Origin of the sequence: Caulobacter sp. FWC26 (assembly GCF_002742645.2) — a bacterium.
Taxonomy (GTDB): Bacteria; Pseudomonadota; Alphaproteobacteria; order Caulobacterales; family Caulobacteraceae; genus Caulobacter.
The window spans coordinates 1-14,293 of sequence record NZ_CP033874.1; the positions used below are offsets into that span (position 1 = coordinate 1).

The 14,293-nt window shown below is 66.4% G+C and carries 17 protein-coding genes and 5 pseudogenes; 18 read left to right on the forward strand and 4 right to left on the reverse strand.

What is annotated here, in order from left to right; translation table 11 throughout:
* Nucleotides 1-1,260: pseudogene (locus CSW63_RS01400) on the forward strand (efflux RND transporter permease subunit); the annotation flags it as partial.
* Between the two features lie 397 nt (nt 1,261-1,657).
* Nucleotides 1,658-1,994, forward strand: a pseudogene (locus CSW63_RS01405) (DUF3768 domain-containing protein).
* 262 nt (nt 1,995-2,256) lie between these two features.
* Here CSW63_RS01405 and CSW63_RS23280 read toward each other — a convergent pair.
* The gene (locus tag CSW63_RS23280) at nt 2,257-2,409 is read right to left on the reverse strand and encodes a hypothetical protein (RefSeq protein ID WP_168193575.1); all 153 of its coding nucleotides are present in this window, start codon (nt 2,407-2,409) and stop codon (nt 2,257-2,259) included.
* Here CSW63_RS23280 and CSW63_RS01415 point away from each other — a divergent pair.
* Entirely contained in the window at nt 2,408-2,827 is a 420-nt protein-coding gene (locus CSW63_RS01415) for a Fic family protein (protein WP_168193576.1), read from the forward strand. The two genes, CSW63_RS23280 and CSW63_RS01415, sit on opposite strands and share 2 nt — an antisense overlap.
* Nucleotides 2,815-3,174, forward strand: coding sequence for a hypothetical protein (locus CSW63_RS01420; RefSeq protein ID WP_099504460.1), 360 nt, complete (start codon nt 2,815-2,817; stop codon nt 3,172-3,174). The genes CSW63_RS01415 and CSW63_RS01420 overlap by 13 nt, the downstream gene beginning before the upstream one ends.
* 195 nt (nt 3,175-3,369) lie before the next feature.
* Here the strand turns inward: CSW63_RS01420 and CSW63_RS01425 are convergent, their stop codons facing one another.
* Entirely contained in the window at nt 3,370-3,741 is a 372-nt protein-coding gene (locus CSW63_RS01425; protein WP_062096191.1) for a hypothetical protein, read from the reverse strand.
* Nucleotides 3,742-3,985: 244 nt separating this feature from the next.
* Between CSW63_RS01425 and CSW63_RS01430 the strand changes: the two genes are divergently transcribed.
* The 11 genes and pseudogenes from CSW63_RS01430 (at nt 3,986) to CSW63_RS01470 (ending at nt 9,879) form a co-directional block, all read left to right on the forward strand.
* Nucleotides 3,986-4,195, forward strand: coding sequence for a hypothetical protein (locus tag CSW63_RS01430; RefSeq protein WP_099504462.1), 210 nt, complete (start codon nt 3,986-3,988; stop codon nt 4,193-4,195).
* 104 nt (nt 4,196-4,299) lie between these two features.
* On the forward strand, nt 4,300-5,238 hold the full coding sequence (locus CSW63_RS01435; RefSeq protein WP_099504464.1) for a hypothetical protein: 939 nt from the start codon (nt 4,300-4,302) through the stop codon (nt 5,236-5,238).
* 49 nt (nt 5,239-5,287) lie between these two features.
* Nucleotides 5,288-5,977: a hypothetical protein gene (locus tag CSW63_RS01440; protein WP_127846921.1), complete on the forward strand. Its 690-nt coding sequence runs from the start codon at nt 5,288-5,290 to the stop codon at nt 5,975-5,977.
* Between the two features lie 556 nt (nt 5,978-6,533).
* A pseudogene (locus tag CSW63_RS24035) lies at nt 6,534-6,812 on the forward strand (ArdC-like ssDNA-binding domain-containing protein); the annotation flags it as partial.
* Nucleotides 6,813-7,042: 230 nt separating this feature from the next.
* On the forward strand, nt 7,043-7,411 hold the full coding sequence (locus tag CSW63_RS24040; RefSeq protein ID WP_371415227.1) for a zincin-like metallopeptidase domain-containing protein: 369 nt from the start codon (nt 7,043-7,045) through the stop codon (nt 7,409-7,411).
* A 23-nt stretch (nt 7,412-7,434) separates the two neighbouring features.
* Nucleotides 7,435-7,560 (forward strand): hypothetical protein, encoded by a 126-nt coding sequence (locus CSW63_RS23980; protein WP_255357761.1) that lies wholly within the window; start codon nt 7,435-7,437, stop codon nt 7,558-7,560.
* A complete protein-coding gene (locus tag CSW63_RS01450; protein ID WP_127846922.1) occupies nt 7,550-7,750 on the forward strand; it encodes a hypothetical protein in 201 nt (66 codons plus the stop codon). Before CSW63_RS23980 ends, CSW63_RS01450 begins: the two co-directional genes overlap by 11 nt.
* Nucleotides 7,747-8,019 (forward strand): ParA family protein, encoded by a 273-nt coding sequence (locus CSW63_RS24020; RefSeq protein WP_305764126.1) that lies wholly within the window; start codon nt 7,747-7,749, stop codon nt 8,017-8,019. Before CSW63_RS01450 ends, CSW63_RS24020 begins: the two co-directional genes overlap by 4 nt.
* 191 nt (nt 8,020-8,210) lie before the next feature.
* Nucleotides 8,211-8,630: a hypothetical protein gene (locus CSW63_RS01460; protein ID WP_099504469.1), complete on the forward strand. Its 420-nt coding sequence runs from the start codon at nt 8,211-8,213 to the stop codon at nt 8,628-8,630.
* Entirely contained in the window at nt 8,566-9,399 is an 834-nt protein-coding gene (locus CSW63_RS01465) for a ParB/RepB/Spo0J family partition protein (protein ID WP_099504471.1), read from the forward strand. The genes CSW63_RS01460 and CSW63_RS01465 overlap by 65 nt, the downstream gene beginning before the upstream one ends.
* Nucleotides 9,400-9,582: 183 nt before the next feature.
* Nucleotides 9,583-9,879: a hypothetical protein gene (locus CSW63_RS01470; protein ID WP_099504473.1), complete on the forward strand. Its 297-nt coding sequence runs from the start codon at nt 9,583-9,585 to the stop codon at nt 9,877-9,879.
* Here the strand turns inward: CSW63_RS01470 and CSW63_RS01475 are convergent.
* Nucleotides 9,838-10,176: pseudogene (locus CSW63_RS01475) on the reverse strand (MerR family transcriptional regulator); the annotation flags it as partial. The gene CSW63_RS01470 and the pseudogene CSW63_RS01475 overlap by 42 nt on opposite strands.
* A 457-nt stretch (nt 10,177-10,633) precedes the next feature.
* Here CSW63_RS01475 and CSW63_RS01480 point away from each other — a divergent pair.
* The 3 genes and pseudogenes from CSW63_RS01480 to CSW63_RS01490 all read left to right on the forward strand — a co-directional run bounded on the left by CSW63_RS01480 (nt 10,634) and on the right by CSW63_RS01490 (nt 13,754).
* Nucleotides 10,634-11,146 carry a MobC family plasmid mobilization relaxosome protein gene (locus tag CSW63_RS01480; protein ID WP_062095968.1) on the forward strand — a complete coding sequence of 171 codons (513 nt, stop codon included), beginning with the start codon at nt 10,634-10,636 and terminating at the stop codon, nt 11,144-11,146.
* Nucleotides 11,143-12,207 (forward strand): relaxase/mobilization nuclease domain-containing protein, encoded by a 1,065-nt coding sequence (locus CSW63_RS01485; protein WP_197425253.1) that lies wholly within the window; start codon nt 11,143-11,145, stop codon nt 12,205-12,207. Before CSW63_RS01480 ends, CSW63_RS01485 begins: the two co-directional genes overlap by 4 nt.
* Nucleotides 12,208-12,523: 316 nt before the next feature.
* Nucleotides 12,524-13,754, forward strand: a pseudogene (locus CSW63_RS01490) (ATP-binding protein).
* 131 nt (nt 13,755-13,885) lie between these two features.
* Here CSW63_RS01490 and CSW63_RS01495 read toward each other — a convergent pair.
* A complete protein-coding gene (locus tag CSW63_RS01495; RefSeq protein ID WP_082749462.1) occupies nt 13,886-14,293 on the reverse strand; it encodes a helix-turn-helix domain-containing protein in 408 nt (135 codons plus the stop codon).

The following is a 14,293-nucleotide window of genomic DNA, read 5'->3' on the forward strand; positions in this document are numbered from 1 at the left end:
ATGATCGAGAACGCCCACAAGCGGCTGGAGCGCTGGGCCCACGAGCATCCGGGCGGAGACCTGAAGGGCGAGACCCCGCTGGCGCGTGGTGACGAGGCCGCCGCCGAGGTCGGCCCGGCCCTGTTCCTCAGCCTGGTGATCATCACTCTCAGCTTCGTGCCGGTGTTCGCCTTGCAGGCGCAGGAGGGGCGCCTCTTCTCGCCGCTGGCCTTCACCAAGAGCTACGCCATGGCGGGGCGCGGCGATCCTGTCGGTCACCCTGGTCCCGGTGTTGATGGGCTACTTCATCCGCGGCCGCATCCCGGCCGAGGACGCCAACCCGCTGAACCGCTGGCTAACCGCCGCCTACCGCCCGGCCATTGACTGGGTATTGCATAAGCCGAGGACCGTCCTGCTGATCGCCCTAGTGGCCTTCGCGACCACCGCCTGGCCGCTGAGCCGGCTGGGCGGCGAGTTCATCCCGCCGATGGACGAAGGCGACCTGCTCTACATGCCCTCGGCCCTGCCGGGGATCTCGGCGGCCAAGGCCTCGGAACTGCTCCAGCAGACGACCGGCTGATCCGCACCGTGCCGGAGGTGAAGAGCGTGTTCGGCAAGGCCGGCCGCGCGAGAGCGCCACCGATCCGGCGCCGCTGGAGATGTTCGAGACCACCATCCAGTTCAAGCCGCGCGACCAATGGCGGCCGGGCATGACACCAGAGAAACTCACCGAGGAGCTGGACCGGGTGGTGAAGGTCCCCGGCTCGCCAACGTCTGGGTCCGCCGATCCGCAACCGGATCGACATGCTGGCCACCGGGATCAAGAGCCCCATCGGAGTGAAGGTGTCGGGGACCGACCTCGCCCAGCTCGACCGCTTGGCGGGCCAGGTGGAAGCGGTGGCCAAGCGCACGCCCGGCGTCAGCTCGGCACTCGCCGAGCGGCTTACCGGCGGGCGTTATGTGGACGTCGACATCGACCGCGCCGCGGCCGGTCGCTACGGGCTCAACATCGCCGACGTTCATGAGATCGTCTCCGGCGCCATCGGCGGTGAAACGGTTGGCGAGACGGTGGAGGGCGTCGCCCGCTATCCGATCAACGTCCGCTATCCGCGCGAATTGCGGGACAGCCTGGAGGGCCTGCGGACGTTGCCGATCCTCACCACCACCGGCCAGCAGATCACCCTGGGCACGGTGGCCAAGATTGAGATCGTCGATGGTCCGCCGATGCTGAAGACCGAGAACGCCCGGCCCTCGACCTGGGTCTATGTGGACGTGCGCGGCGCCGCCTGATGATCCTGTTCTGCTTCCGTTCGACCTTAGCGTTGCCCAGCTAACAATTGTCGCGCCGCCCTCCATCGGCGCGGCGCTGCCTGACCAGAATGTCTTGCGCTGGCCGTCCAGCGCGCTGGCGTCGTCTAGGACGGAGGCGGGGCCTCCGGAGGGCCTCCTTGACCGCTGGCTAAGGGGCCTGGCCCTCGCGCGCGGAAGACCGGCCTTGGGGTGTCCCCGCCTTCCTCCCTTGGGTCGTGCAGGCCGGGCGATCCCCCTCCCCTCCCCCGGTCATCCGCTTGCTACCCCCGCCTCGCCGGCGGGCAGGGGTTGATGCGCAAGGCATCCCCTGACCGGATATCGACCCGTGACCGACAAGCCCCTGTTCGCCAGCGACGCCGAACGCACCGTGGAAACCGCCCGCCTCAACGATCTGGCGCGCACCGCGCCCAAGACCGTCAACGCCACTTGGCTGGCGACGGGCGGCGTCGCCGCCCTGATCGCCGAGGCCGCCAACGGGGAGGATCGGGGAGTTGAGCTCGCCACCCGACTGGCGAGGTTTACCGATTTCGACGAGGGCGATGATCCCTATGGCGAGCGTGATTTCGGGGCGTTCGAGCTTTGGCGAGCGCCTGTTTTGGAAGATCGACTACTATCACCCGGAGCGTGACGAGCACTCGCCGGTCAAGTGGAGCGCCGAGCTCACCCGGCGCGTTGTGACTATCATGCTGGCCAGCGAATACTGACCGGGTCGGGCCAGCCGCCGGGCTGGCCCCCTCCCCTACCAGATGCTATATTCCGTGGTGTTCGAAGGAGTTTCCCATGGGCCGTTGGTCCTCATCCGATCCCGCAGACGTGGCCTGGCGCCGCGAGCAGATGAGCGCCAACAACGACATCGAGGGCGTGCGTCGCGACCCCGGCTGACCAGTTGATGGCCCGGCTGGACGCGGAGGGCAAAAGCCCCGCCCAAAAGCGCGACGCCCTGCGCGGTTACTTCGCCCAGAAGGCCTAGTGAGCGATCGCAAGGACGCCGAGCGCGCCGCGTTCGAGCGGGTTTTTTATCCGGGCAGCCGCGTGCTGGTGAACGAGTTGGGGCTGCGCGATGCAGCCTCGCTCGACGCTGCCGAACGTCTCTTCACCGACACGCATCGAAGAAGGCATGCCCGCTCGCGCAGGCGAGCCGACCTATGCCGCGTTCAAGGCCATCCATTTCCATCTTTTCCAGGACCTCTATGCGTGGGCGGGCCAGGAGCGGACCTACACGACCGGCCGTGGCCCCACGCCGTTCGCGCCGCCCGAGCAGATCGCGCCTTGGATGGAAAAGCAATTTGCCGCCTTCCGCGAGCTGAAGGGCTTGTCGGCGGAAGGTTTCGCTGTGGCTTCAGCCAACTTCATCACCGAGATCAATGCCGCCCACCCCTTCATCGAAGGCAATGGCCGCACCCAGCGCATCTGGCTGGGCGGCGTGGCCGAACGCGCTGGCTTGAATTTCGGATCCGGCCCGAGGACCAGGCGGCCTGGTACGAGGCTTCCCGGATCGGGTTCGAGTTGGCCAAGACCGAGCCGATGGCCGAGCTGATCCTGGCGCGCATCCAGACCCTGCAACGGGCCGAGGACGGTCGCGGCCCTGAGCGGGCCGCGCAGTTCTTGGCGATGAGCCGCGAAGCGGCGCTGGCCAGCGGTGACGGCAGCTTCCAGGCGGCTTGGGCAAACCTGGACAAGATCGCCGCCGTGGTTGGCAGCGCCATGGCCCATGATGTCGAGGCCCAGGGCCGATTGCTTGAAAAGGCGCGCCACCAGGTTGCCGAGCATCTTCGCGCCGGGCGGACGATCGTCGAGGTCAGCAAAGAGCAGGCCTGGCGAAACGCCTCGCAGGACCAGGCCCCCTCCCCTATCGACCCTCTTCCTGGCGACAAAGACCGCTAGACTCGGCCTCGTCCAGAAATCCACGGCGATGGCGGGCCGAGCGGCTCCCCCATAGAGCAAGCGAGGACCGCCAAGGCGCCAGCGATTTAGCTGGCAGCGTGCGCGGTGGAGTTCTGGTCGTCGTCAGGCGCTGAGTTTGCACGTGCAAACTTCTGCTACGGGGCGGCGCGTCGCGCCAGGCAAGCCGCGGGCTTGCTAGCCGCCTATGGCGGCAGGCCCCGCCGGGTCTAGGCGCGGGATTTGACCGATGAGGCGCGTGGCCCGCCAGATTTCCACGAGGTCAGTGCTGTGGTGCTGATCCAAAAGGCTCACGGCGTGAGCGCGCGCCAGGTCGTCGCTCTCAAATCCGGCAATATCCATGAACAGCGTCGCGCCGGCCCTGGAGTTTCCAAGAAAGGTGTAGGCGTCGTCAGACATCGTCGCGTGCAGCCCTCGAACAGTGCCGTTGCGGTCAAGCTCCGTGAAAATGCAATGGCCTCGCTTGGGTTCCCGGGGACCAGCATTGCGGCAAGGCATGACGGTCATCTCCTCCAGCAGCAGCGGCGGCGTCTCGCGTGCGAGACCCATCGGTCCTTTGGCCACGCAGGCGTGGCGTATGGCTAAGGGGCGGTCGCCCCTCGCGCCCGGGGATGAAGTCTGCGCTGCGCTCCGACCGGCCGGGGGGTGTCCCCCACCTTCCCTCGCTGCGCTCGGTGCAGGCCGGGTGATCCCCCTCCCCCCGGCCGTCCCCCGGTTGCTACCCCCAGCCTCGCCGGCGGGCAGGGGTAGATGCGCAAAGCATCGACCCCAACCCCAAGACGGAGTTCAACCGATGACCGTTCGTGAAATCCAACTGAACAAGCTGGTCCTGTCGCCCAACAACATGCGCCAAGGCGAGGTGGACACCGCCGATCTGGTCGCCGAAATCGGGGCCAGCAAGACGGTGCTGCAAAACCTTCGGGTCACCGCCCAGCACGACAGCAAGGGCAAGGCCACCGGCCGTTCGAGGTCCATGTCGGCGGGCGCCGCCTTCGGGCGCTGAACATCTTGGCCGACCGCAAGGAGATCGCCCGCGCCTTCCCGGTGCCGTGCGTTGTCTGTCCGACGAGGCCACGGCGCTGGAGGAGAGCATCGCGGAAAAACAATGTGCGGCTTGCCCCTCACCCGGCCGACCAGTTCGCCGCCTTTTATGCCCTCAGCTTGACGGGCAAGACGGTGTCGGAGATCGCAGAGCGCTTCTCGGTCGCCCCGCGCATCGTCGAGCGGCGGCTGAAGCTGGCCACGGTGTCGCCGCGCCTAATGGAGCTGTTCCGGGCCAACGCGGTGACGCTGGACCATATGGCGGCCTTCACCCTGACCGATGACCACGGCGAGCAGGAAGCGGCCTATTTCGACGTCCCTGAACACGACCGGCAGGCCTACCGGGTCAAGCAGCGTCTGATCGGTGGCCGGGTCAACAGCCAGACGAACGCAACGGCCAAGTTCGTGGGGCTAGACGCCTACCGAGCGGCGGGCGGCGCGGTCAGCCAGGACCTCTTCGCCCAGGCCGACGATGCGGGGTTCATCACCGATCTGACGCTTCTGGAGCGGCTGGCCAGCGAGGCCCTGGAGGCTGAGGCCAGGGCTTTGGAACCGGAGGGCTGGGCATGGGTGAGACCACGCTGCGCTTCGACTACAGCCTGTCGCAAACCTATGGCCGAGCCTATCCCACCCGTCGCGCCGGTGTCGGCCGAGGCCTTGGCCCGGATCGAGGAGCTCACCGCCGAGATGCGAGAGCTGGAGGAGTTGGACCCGCAGACGGAGCAAGCGGCCGAGCGCGTCAGCCAGATCGAAGACCTGATCTATGACTTGGAAAGCTCCGGCGTGGAGGTCTATGCGCCCGAGGTCAAGGCGATCACCGGCGCCATCGTGACGATCGGCGATGACGGCGCGCTTCGGATCGAGCGCGGTTGCGCCAAGCCAGGCGCGGACACCAAGGCTCTGCGCAAGCTCGACGGCAAGGCGACGGAGGGCGGCGCATCCATAGCGCGTGAGCGCACCAAGAAGGCGGTCGGCGCCTCCCCGACAAGCTGGTGCTGGACCTGACCGCCCATCGCACGCTGCCTTGCGCGCGGCGTTGATCGAGCGACCCGACGTGGCGTTCGTCGCTATCGTCCATTCGCTGCTGCTGCTGACCCACTATGGCGCGGGCCATCGCTCGTCCCCCGCCTCGACCATCAACCTTCAGGCCGATCTGTCGGCCAACCATCCGCGCAAGCACGCCGAGGGGTTCGAGGCCACCAAGGCGGGCGAGGCCCTCAAGCATGTCCAGGGGCGCATGATGCTGCTGCTGCCGCTCAGCCATGCCGACCTGTGGCCGTACCTGATGGCGCGCGACACCGACCAGCTCATGGAGCTTGTCGCCTACGCCGCCTCCCAGATGGTCGATGCGATCAAGCAGCCGTTCGAGAAGGACAACAGCGCCCGGCAGGTGGCGTCCGATCATCTGGCCAAGGCATTGGACCTGGACATGGCCCAATGGTGGGCGCCCACGGCGCAGGGCTACTTTGGCCGGGTGTCCAAGCTCCTGATCGTCGCGGCGGTCCAAGAGGCCACGACCGCCCAGGCGGCCGAGAATATCGCCGGTCTCAAGAAGCAGGAACTGGCGGCCGAGGCTGAGCGGCGCCTGGAGGGCAAGGGCTGGCTGCCGACCATCCTTCGTCCGCGCGAGATCGTCCAGGACGAGGAGGCGGTCGAACAGGCGGCCTATGGCGCCGAGGATGACGACGGTCTTGATGAGGGCGCGCCGTGGGACGAGGACGAGGTTCCCATGGCCGCCGAATAGGTCTCCGACGCCGGGGCCTTGCGCCCCGGCCCGCTCTCTTCAGAGGCCGGTTTGCACGTGCAAACGGCTTTCTGCTGACCGGGTGGCAGACCCCGGGTTTGCACGTGCAAACCCGGCCAAACGGCGCGGGCCTGCGGCCCGCCCTCCTTGCAGTCGATGAGCTAAGGGGCCTCGCCCCTCGCGCGGAGGCGGTGAAGTCTACGACCCAGAACGAGGGTTTCCCCAACCTTCCTCCCGCTGGTCGTGCAGGTCGGGCGATCCCCCTCCCTCGCCCTGGCCGCCCCCTTGCTACCCCCGCTCATTGGCGCCGGCCTAGCCGGTTGGATCGCGAAAGAAGCGAGCCAACCCCAAGCCGACAAGGGAAAGAAAACATCTTTATCTTCTAACCTCCGAAAACATAAAGATGTATTCTTGAGCCTTAGAGACGGAGCCCGGACATGACCAAATCCCCCACCTCCAAGCGCCGCAAGCCCGCCGCCGCAAGGCCTCGACCAAGACCGCGCCGACCGAACGTTTCGATGTTCACCAGCACGTCACCGACCAGATCATCAAGGCCCTGGAGGCCGGAACCAAGCCATGGGAGCAGCCCTGGCGCTCGGCGGGCGGATCGCTTCGCCCCCTGCGGTTCAACGGCGAGCCCTATCGCGGCATCAATGTGCTGATGCTGTGGGGCGCGGCCCACGAACACGGCTTTGCCTCCGCCTACTGGATGACCTTCCAGCAGGCGCTGGAGTTGGGCGGGTGCGTGCGAAAGGGCGAGCGGGGCAGCAAAGTCGTCAAGGCCGGGCAGAGCGTCTTTGGCGACCAGGACGCGCCCGACAAAGAGGGCGTTGGCCAGTGCGACGGAGACGACGGTCCGACCGTGCGCCGGTGGCTGAAGGCCTACACGGTGTTCAACAGCCAGCAGATCGACGGCTTGCCCGAGCGCTATGTGGTCAAAGCGGCCCCGCCCAGCCCCCTGCCCGAGCGGATCACAGCGGCCGATGCGTTTTTCGCCAACATCCCCGCCAAGGTGATCAACACCGGGACCGGGCCTTCTACCGGATCAGCACCGACGACATCCACATGCCGCCGCTGGACCTTTTCGCCGACGCCGAGCACCACGCCGCGACCCTGGCCCATGAGCTCATCCACTGGACGCGCCACCCTTCGCGCCTGGACCGTGATTTTGGCCGCAAGACCTTCGGCGACGCGGGTTACGCCAAGGAGGAATGTTGCGCCGAACTGGGCGCGGCCTTCGTCGGCGCGATCCTGGGCCTTTGCCCTTCCCACATCGAAGACCACGCCGCCTATATCGGCTCGTGGCTGAAGGTCCTGAAGGACGACAAGCGGTTCATCTTCACCGCCGCAGGTCACGCCCAGCGCGCCGTCGATCTCCTGGAAAGCTACCAGCCCGGCGCGGCCAAGGCCGCCCAGCAGGAGGTGGCCGCTTAGGCGGCCACCGATGGAGGACGCCCATGCTTGTCGCCCTGCTTGTATTCGTCGCGCTGGCCCTGGTCGGGCGGGTCTCACGCCCGCCCACCGACGAAGGCGCTTGGCTGCTCTGGCGAGAAAATCAGGAGGACCGCCGCGATGACGGCTGAAACCTCTTTATCTTTTGACTATGCTGAATCACAACGACTCGGCCGCCTTCGCGGCGCGGTCTTGAGGGTTTGGTGGGGCATGGATGTGAGCGACGAGGCTGGCGAGTCCATGCTCAACATGAAGGTCCCGACGGCGCTTCGCGACGAGCTGAAGAAGCAGGCCGCCGACCAGGGCGTGACGCTTCGGTGATCGTGTTGCGCGCCTTGAAAGCGGCGGGGTTCACCGTCAACGACAACGAACTGGCCGACCGACGCCCCCGAGCGCTCGGGCAGGAAGAAAAGCGCATGAAGACCATCGTCGTGAACAACCAGAAGGGCGGCGTCGGCAAGACCATGCTGGCCATCCATCTGGCTTGGTTCCTGGCCGAGGAAGCGGCTACGCGCGTCCTGTTCATAGACCTGGACCCCCAGGCCACAACGCCAGCCACACCTTGGACGCTGAGCGCAAGGGCGGCCTGAGCAGCGCCTTGTGTTCTTCGGCCCGACCAGAAGCTTGAGGGCCTGCCGGGCATCACGGTGCTGCGCGCCGACGACAAGCTGCACAATGTGGACGCCCAGCTCAATGACGCCATCCCGGCCATGGCCAAGCGCTTTCGAGGCGCTGAAGGACCAGTTCGACTATTGCGTCATCGACACCCCGCCGACCTGGGGTGGGTAATTTCGCGGCGCTTTTGGTCACCGATCTGGTGATCTCGCCCATCGACCTGGAAGACTATTCGCTGCTGGGCATCGGCAAGCTGCGCAAGCAGATCAAGCTGGTCGAGGACCAAGCCCGTGGCGGGCGGCGCATCGACTTTCTGGGGCTGCTGCCCTCGCGGTTTGTCAGCACCTCGCCGCGCCAGCGCGAGAACCTCAAGACCCTGCTGACCCAGGGCGGAACCTCGCTGATGTTCGAGGGGGTGCTCACCCAGCGCCAGGGTTACGCCGAGGCCGTCAGCTTGAAGGCCCCCGGTCTGGACCATCAAGAAGAAGGCCGCCCAGGACGCCGCCAAGGAAATTCGCGGCGTGCTGACGACAATCAAGGGGCCGCCTTTCGGCCGCCGTCGCCACCTAGAGGATCAACGCCATGACCACCAATTTCGCGGCGCTTGTGGCGGCCTGGTCGAGGACAGCGGAGAACCGGACGGCTCGCGCCTGAAGGAGCTGCCGCTAACGGAGATCTACGAGGATCCCAACAATCCGCGCACCGGATTTGACGACGCCGAGATCGCCGACCTGGCCGCCTCGATGCGCGAGCACAAGGTGCTGCAGCCCATCACGGTGCGGCCCAAGGACGACAAGGGCTACATGATCCGGTTTGGCGCGCGACGCTTCCGCGCCGCGCGGCTGGCGGGCCTGGAGACCATCCCGGCGGTTATCTCCACCAGCGACGCCAGCGAGGTCGATATCCTGGCCGCCCAGGTGATCGAGAACGATCAGCGCGAGCCGCTTAACACGGCGGAAATGACCACGGCGGTCGAACGGCTGATGGCGCTGGGGCTCAATCAGGCGCAGGTCGGCGAAAAGCTTGGCCGGTCCAAGGAAGCGATCTCGATCTATGCGGCGCTGCGCGACTTGCCGCCCGAGCTGAAGGCGCTGGCGCCAAGCTGGGCGCGGCGGACCTCTATGAGCTTTCCATCGCTTGGAAGCGCGACGCGGCCCGTACCCAGTCTCTGGTCAACGAACGCGGAGACGGGATTACGATGCGCGAGGCCGTGGCGCTGTCGGCGAACTGAAGCCCGCGCCCAAAGCCGGCAAGACGGTCGAGGGTGCGCCTGCTACGGGCAAGGGCGCGGTCAAAGCCGGGGCAGGGGAGGGGAGTTTGCACGTGCAAACTGGCGCCACTGCCGAGGCGTCTGATGCGAAGCCAAGCTCCTCGCGCGGTAAGGTCGCAGGGTTTGACGTTAAGGTCGGCAAGCGCACGGGCCGCCTGTTGCTTGAGCCGGGCCCAATCCAGAGACGGCGCTGGTAGTGTTCGACGGGGGGGCGACCGAGCCGACCGCCGTGGCCGACATTCGGCTGGTGAGGTCACGGAGCGCGTAGTTGGATCTTCCCGGCATACTCCGCGCGGTCCTGCGCGCGATGTTGACGGGGCTGCGTTACGCGGCGTTTTTTCGTGCTGCTCTATTGCCGAGGCGTCGTGCAGTTCCTACTGCGCGCTTTGTCGTCCTGGGCGCGCTGGCCTTCATCAGCTTTGCGGTCTTCAAAGGCGGGCTGCCTTGGTACGCCTATGCCTACCAAGGCGCCTCGGTGTTCCTGGCCGCGCTGGCCAGCTGGAAATACGACACCTTGCTGGCGCTACTGACGCCGGACGGCCGCCGCCTGATCCTGGACGTCTAGCCCCTCGTCGGTAACCAGCAGGCCGACCAGCTCGGCGCGCGTTGCTTTCAGCTTAGAGATCACCGCGTCGATCTTGGCGATACGTCGGCCCTGCAGATCGCTGACGTGCGCGTAGCGTTCGGACGGCTGATCGTCGATGCGGTCAAGGAAGGTACGGATTTCCCCGGTGGTGAAGCCCAGGTCCACCAGCACGTTGATGCGCCGGGCCAGGGGCGCGGATTGCGGCGTGTACTGAGGCTCGCCCTCGTCGGTGGAGGCTGGGCGGATGAGCCCTTCGCGTTCGTAGCGGCGAAGTTGGCGCGGGGTGAGCTGGCGAGGCGGGCGAGATCTCGAAACTGCAAACTTGAACTCCGGTACGCTCGTGGCCGGTTTGGCGCGGTTGTCGTTACAAGCAGGGTGCGGCCTGCCTGCACCCCTGCCCGCCGGCGAGGCGGGGGTAGCAAGTGGGGCGCGGCCGGGGGAGGGGGATCACCCGGCTGCACTGAGCGCAGCGAGGGAAGGTCGGGGACACCCCCCGGCCGGTCGCAGCGAAGCGGAGACTTCACGCCCCGCGCGCGAGGGGCAACGCCCCTTAGCTCTTTCTTGTTAGCCAGCCTCAAAGGCAACTTTGAGGCAAGTTGCCGCGCGGGTTCTCGGCGGAGAATCTTGGCCGTGGATATGGGGAATCGTGGGAACGTCGTAGGGAGCGTATGTCCGATGGGTGTGAGGGCAGGATAGGCTTTGCGCCGGCGTTTTTATAAATTACGCTCCGCTGATGGCCATGTTCGCCTTCCAACTCCCCGATGATCTCGCCGCAAAGTTCGACGCGCTCGCGTCGTCCGGCCGCTCCAAGAAGCTTCGTGAAATGGTCGCCCAGGCGGTCGGCGCGGAGGCCTCCGGCGCAGCAGTCGCGCCACGCGGCCAGTCGACCAAGCTGACCCTTCGCCTGAAGCCTGACGACCAGGCCGCGCTCGACGAGGTGTCGGGCGACCAGGGTCTTCGGCGAACAGAGTGGGTGCTGGCGCTTGTGCGTCGGCGGCTCTTTGGGCGGCCGCGTTTTAGCCGTCGCGAGGAGTTGGCCTTCTACGCGGTGCAGGAGGAGCTTCGGCGCATCGGCGTCAACGTCAACCAGATCGCCCGGGCCATGAACACCGCGGTGATGCCGGGCTCGGTCTTGGACGCGGAGATGTCGTCGATCGAGGCCTTCCGCACCGAGATCCGCGAGCACGTGCGCGGCCTGTCCGACGCGTTCAAGGGGAACCTGGCCTATTGGGAGGACGAGGTGTGAGCGACTTTCGTGACGTGCGCGGTTTCGACCAGGTGTGGCGACCGCCAGCGGGCGGGCGAAAGATCACCGCCAAGGGCAGTGTCCTTGGCGGGCCGGCCAGCCGTGCCGGGGATGGGGAGGCCAAGGCCAAGCTCGCGAGGGTCGTGGAGAAGGCGCCCGAGGTCATGGTTAAGATCACCGGCAAGACCAAGGACGGCGAGCATTTGGGCGCGCACCTGGACTACATCTCGCGCAAGGGGGAGTTGGACCTGGAACAGTCGGACGGCGCTTTTGTTCACGGCCGCGACGCGGTCAAGGAGCTGGCGCTGGATTGGGCGGCGTCGGGCGAGAGCGACAGTCGACGCCGTGCCAACAGCACCATGTCGGTCTCCATCGTGCTGTCGATGCCCGTGGGCACCGACCCCGAGAGGATGAAGGATGCCGTTCGCGCCTTTGCCCGGGCGGAGTTTGGCGAGACGTTCCCCTATGTGTTCGCCTTCCACCAGGACGCCAAGGGCGAGCAACCGCATGTGCATCTGAGCGTCCGCTCGCTTGGGGTTGGCGGTGAGCGTCTCAATCCGAAGAAGGCGGATTTAGCCGATTGGCGTGAGCGGTTCGCGCGCGAGCTTCGGGGGCGGGGGATCGAGGCAGAGGCCACGCCGCGTCGTGCGAGAGGGATCACCCAGAAACCGGAGCGGACGCCTGTACGAAAGGCTCGTGAGCGGTTCGAGCGTACCGGCCAGAACGAACCTCGGGTTCTGCGAGAGGCGCGGCGGGAAGCGGAGAGCCTAGCGCGCAGCGGGGGAAGGGCTCAGCCTTGGGACGACAGCATGCGCCAACGACAGGCTCAGGTGCGCTCGTCCTATAGGGCTGCGGCCAAGGTGTTGGTGGCGTCGGCCGATCCGCGCGACCAGGCGCTTGGCCGTTCTGTGGAGGCGTTCGTGAAGGCGATGCCGGCTCCGGTTAGCCGACGCGTCGCGCTGGCGAGGATGCTGGTCGACGGCGGCAAGCCGGTAGAGCCTGCCAAGGCCGCGACTGAAAAGAGCCAAGGCCCAGGCAAGGATCGTTCGCGAGGTCGCTAGGTTTGCACGTGCAAACTTGCGTGGGATTGTGGAGACCTGGAACGGGCGCGAGCGCCATTTAGGGCCGGGATCGAGCGACGGGTCGCGGAATTTCGCGGGCGGCGCTCGGCGCTATGCTCGGCGCGCGCGACGTGTCCCAATTCCCCGGACATCGCGCTTTCTGGCCTCGGCGGACTGGATTTTCTCTACGCACGGTTCGCCTTTGAAGCTGAAGTCAGGCGGCTGACTTTTCAATCGGTCGTTGACAAAATTTCAATTGGACGATTGGTCTCTTTCAATTGGACGCCGTTAAACTTTCAATTGGATATCCGTATTCATGTCGAGCCTCCGCCCTCGGTTCGCCACCGACCGCATCGTTGAAGCGCTCGGCGACACCCGTGTCGTTCTGCTCGCCGGTCCACGCCAATCGGGCAAGACCACCTTGGCTCGCGGACTAGCGGGAGAGGGGAGGGCCTATCTAACGCTTGACGACGCCACGACCCTCGCCGCCGCCCAGGCCGATCCAGCCGGTCTGGTGCGCGGCCTGAATGCGGCGATCATCGACGAGGTTCAGCGCGCGCCTGATCTGTTACTGGCGATCAAGGACGCCGTCGATCGCGACGGTCGGCCCGGCCGCTTTCTCCTCACCGGCTCGGCTAACCTAATGACTCTGCCGGGTCGCCGATTCCCTCGCCGGCCGCATGGAGACCATCCGGCTGCTGCCGCTGGCCCAGGCTGAGGTCTTGGGGGACGCTCGGCCGACGTTCCTCTCCAGCCTCTTTGCGGGACACGCGCCGAGAGCCGGGACTACGCGGGTTGGACCCGACCTCGTCGAGACCGTTCTTGCCGGCGGCTATCCCGAGGCGCTGGCGCGCAAGGGCTGGGCCCGTCGGCAGGACTGGCACCTCAACTATGTCGAGGCGGTGATCCAGCGTGATGTCCGCGATGTGGCCCAAATCGATCAGCTCGATCGTATGCCTAGGCTGCTGCGCGCCCTGGCCGAGCACTCGGGGCAGCTGACCAATCACTCGGCTGTCGGCGCGGCCCTCAATCTCAACCACGTCACCACCCAGCGCTATACGGGCGTGTTTGAGCAGCTCTTCCTGGTGCGCACCCTGCCGCCCTGGAGTAACAATGCGCTCAGCCGGCTGATCAAGACCCCGAAGCTGCACTTCCTGGACTCGGGCCTGCTCGCGGCTCTGCGCAATCTCACGCCCGAGCGCATCGCCGCCGACCGAACCCCCTTCGGCGCCGTCCTCGAAAGCTTCGTTTTTGCTGAGGTGTTGAAGTTGACGTCGTGGGATGCCGATCGCTACGCGATCAGCCATTTCCGCGACAAGTCCGGCGACGAGGTCGACATCGTCCTGGAAAACCGCGCCGGCGACGTCATAGGCCTAGAGATCAAGGCCTCTGCCACCGTGCGCGGCGGCGACTTCAACGGTCTGCGAAAACTGCGTGGAGCCGCCGGCCCGCGCTTCAAGTTTGGGGCGGTTCTCTACGATCACACCGACACCGTACCCTTCGGGGCGGATTTGGCCGCCGTCCCGCTCTCGGCGCTCTGGACTTAGTAAGGCTTCCCGGCACCCAGGTCTGGATCGGGCGGGGCAACCGGTGCGGATGAGGTTTTCGATCTGCGCGCCACCGCGCCGACGCCCCCTGAAATCGAGCCTTGGCTAGACATTGTCAGTCCTCGAGGTGATCAGGCCTCATCCTGTGTGGCGGCGTTGATCAGGTCAGAGATGAATTTGCAGCGAGCTGGCGGAAGCCGGCGCCATGTCAACAGCAACGCCATGGCCCGTGTGTCCGCCGCCAAGGCCGCTACTACCGGGTCAAGCGCGCCGGCTGGGCCCGCGAGCAACTCGGCGATCTCCGAAAAGAAATACTGGATCGGCACTTGGAAGAAGAGCGCCGCCTCCGCAAGCTTGGAGGCGGAGACCCGGTTGTCTCCGCGCTCATATTTTTGAACTTGCTGGAAGCTGATGCCGATCGCCTCACCGAGCGAGGCCTGGCTCAGGCCACGCGCCTTGCGGGCCTTGCGCAGTTGGCGGCCAACGCTGACATCGATCGGATGCGGCGGGTTGGAGTTTGCACGTGCAAACTCGTTCAA

What these genes read in the sequence shown, in the direction of transcription:
- CSW63_RS01415 (WP_168193576.1), top strand. Translation starts at nt 2,408, where the DNA reads ATGCCCGCTCGCGCAGGCGAGCCGACCTATGCCGCGTTCAAGGCCATC.
- CSW63_RS23280 (WP_168193575.1), bottom strand. Translation starts at nt 2,409, where the DNA reads ATGCCTTCTTCGATGCGTGTCGGTGAAGAGACGTTCGGCAGCGTCGAG.
- CSW63_RS01420 (WP_099504460.1), top strand. Translation starts at nt 2,815, where the DNA reads ATGGCCGAGCTGATCCTGGCGCGCATCCAGACCCTGCAACGGGCCGAG.
- CSW63_RS01425 (WP_062096191.1), bottom strand. Translation starts at nt 3,741, where the DNA reads ATGGGTCTCGCACGCGAGACGCCGCCGCTGCTGCTGGAGGAGATGACC.
- CSW63_RS01430 (WP_099504462.1), top strand. Translation starts at nt 3,986, where the DNA reads ATGACCGTTCGTGAAATCCAACTGAACAAGCTGGTCCTGTCGCCCAAC.
- CSW63_RS24040 (WP_371415227.1), top strand. Translation starts at nt 7,043, where the DNA reads ATGCCGCCGCTGGACCTTTTCGCCGACGCCGAGCACCACGCCGCGACC.
- CSW63_RS23980 (WP_255357761.1), top strand. Translation starts at nt 7,435, where the DNA reads ATGCTTGTCGCCCTGCTTGTATTCGTCGCGCTGGCCCTGGTCGGGCGG.
- CSW63_RS01450 (WP_127846922.1), top strand. Translation starts at nt 7,550, where the DNA reads ATGACGGCTGAAACCTCTTTATCTTTTGACTATGCTGAATCACAACGA.
- CSW63_RS01480 (WP_062095968.1), top strand. Translation starts at nt 10,634, where the DNA reads ATGGCCATGTTCGCCTTCCAACTCCCCGATGATCTCGCCGCAAAGTTC.